This window comes from Mycobacterium sp. TH-M11 (genome assembly GCF_057473725.1).
On record NZ_JBYCLD010000245.1, the window covers coordinates 1 to 2,182 of the forward strand.

The window sequence follows — 2,182 nt, forward strand, 5'->3', positions numbered from 1 at the left end:
GTCATCTCGAACCCATCGACAGTGTCGGCGCGGTGTTGGACGACCGTTCCGGCGTTGTTGATCAAGATGTCGACGTCACCGTCGATCTGGTCGGGGAACGCCCGCACCGACGCGAGGTCGGCGAGGTCGAGTTCGGCGATCGAGGTGGAGCCGCCGATCTCGGCGGCGCGCTGGGCGCCCAGATCGGTGTTGCGGACGGCGAGGATCACATGCGCACCGGCGCCGGCGAGCAGGCGCGCGGTGCCGAGACCGACGCCGTTGGTAGCACCGGTCACGATGATGCGCTTGTCGGACAGGTTGCCGAGTCGGCTCGGCGACCACGCTGAAGTCACCACCAGACCCTAGCGTCTGTGACCCGAGCGCGACTTCATGGCCGAGCGCTGAACAGGCCGGAGCGACAAGCCGTCGTGGGTCGCCAATCCGTTGAACGCGATCGCACGACGGCGGCCCGCCTGGCGCAATTGGTGGGTGTACGGACCTGGTGCTGACACGCTGACCATCACCACGGTGGGACCCCACCGGTAGCCAACTTGTTTTTTCGATGTCGGCCCCGACCCGGTCGGGTCTTGACCTGCGGCCGAAGCGGGCATCCGATTAGGCAGCGTAGACTTCGGATGCAAGCGCGTAAACGGTTGTGAAGATTGATCTTTCATCGAAGGAACGGGACATGACCGAACTGAAGACCACCCTGCCACCAGCCCTGAGCAGAGCACTCGAACTGCTCGCCGATCCGCCCGCCGAGCCAGCTGTCAGCAACGGCTATCTGGACCTGCTCGGCACCACCGACGACGTAGCCAAGAACCACGGCGCCATCCAGGCGGCCTGGGCATCGCCGATCGGATCGTTGGTCTACGACAACGCCCAGGCGCTGACCCGGCGGTTCATCGCCGCCATGCAGCTCCCCGTCGAGTGGCTGAACATCCCGGAAGGCGGGGTCGCTCTCGACGTCGGCTCCGGCCCCGGGTCCGTCACCACCTCGCTGGCCCATGCCGCCGGTCCGGACGGGCTCGCGCTGGGCATCGACATCTCCGAGCCGATGCTGGCTCGCGCGGTGCGCAGCGCAGCGGGACCTCAGGTCGGCTTCCTGCGCGCGGACGCGCAGAAGCTTCCGTTCCGCGACGCGACGTTCGACGCCGCGATCTCGGTCGCGGTGCTGCAACTGGTCCCCGAACCCGCGGCGGCGCTTGCCGAGATCGCCCGTGTGCTCAAACCCGGTGCGCGGCTGGCGGTCATGATTCCCACCCTGCGTCCGCCGGTTGACCTGTGGCGAGCGCTGCCCACCGGCGGCGCGCACATCTTCGGCGAGGACGAAGTCGGCGACATCCTGGAAGAGCACGGCTTTGCCAGCGTGCGGGTCAAAAGCATCGGCACGTTCCAGTGGGTACGCGGCAAGCGCGGCTGATGGTCAAGCCAGCGGCGGGTTTTCCCGCACCCCGCCGTACATCCCGCGGCGCACGATCAGCGGCATGACCACCCGCTCGACCGGCCATGACGGTATGCGGACGGCCTGACCGGTGGGAAGAAAAACTTCCAGGCCGTCGGGCTGGATGCCCAGGACCGAGCCCCACCGGCGGCCGGGCGCACGGTAGCTGCCCGGGCGGCCGCCGCCCAGTTCGGCGCGGACGTTGCGCGCGACCAGAGCGTCGCCTCGATTGCGGGCCGAGCTGCGTAGCGGATCGGTGGCCGCGACGTCGCCGACCGCGAACACCTCCGGGTGACCGGGCACCCGCAGTTCGCGATCGACGCGGACGAAGCCGCTCTCGTCGAGCAGTTCGCGCGGCAGCCAGTCGGTGTTGGGCCGCACCCGCCCGATCGCCCAGAGCACCGCGTCGGCCGACGCCGCGGGCTGCCCAGTGCTCCAGTCGACGCCGCCGCTGGTGATCTCGTCGCCGGCGAAGCCGTTGACCAGCGCGGCGCGATGGCCCGGGTGCAGGCCGACGCCGAGGCCGGCCAGGCGGCGGCTGATCCGCTGCCAGACCCGCGGGTGGTAGTCGGCCAGCGCCCGATCGCCGGGGAAATACAGGTCTACCCGCTTATGCGGCCACCTCGTTGCCAGGTTCACCGCGCTGGTGACCGCGGCCGCACCGCCGCCGACGACGACCACGGATTCGGCGTTGGCCAGGCGATGGTGATCGGCGTGCAAATCGGCCCCGACGTCCGCGGGCGACTGCAGGGTCGGCCG

General features: G+C 69.6%; 3 protein-coding genes. 1 reads left to right on the forward strand and 2 read right to left on the reverse strand.

All coding sequences use genetic code 11. The features are described 5' to 3' along the window. A partial coding sequence (locus AC2VOG_RS10230; RefSeq protein ID WP_486939788.1) for an SDR family NAD(P)-dependent oxidoreductase occupies window positions 1–332 on the reverse strand: 332 nt, incomplete at its 3' end. Between the two features lie 335 nt (window positions 333–667). Between AC2VOG_RS10230 and AC2VOG_RS10235 the strand changes: the two genes are divergently transcribed. Continuing rightward, window positions 668–1,402 (forward strand): methyltransferase domain-containing protein, encoded by a 735-nt coding sequence (locus AC2VOG_RS10235; RefSeq protein WP_486939789.1) that lies wholly within the window; start codon window positions 668–670, stop codon window positions 1,400–1,402. Between the two features lie 3 nt (window positions 1,403–1,405). Here AC2VOG_RS10235 and AC2VOG_RS10240 read toward each other — a convergent pair. After that, window positions 1,406–2,182: FAD-dependent oxidoreductase (locus AC2VOG_RS10240; RefSeq protein ID WP_486939790.1), on the reverse strand; the 777-nt coding region annotated here is incomplete at its 5' end.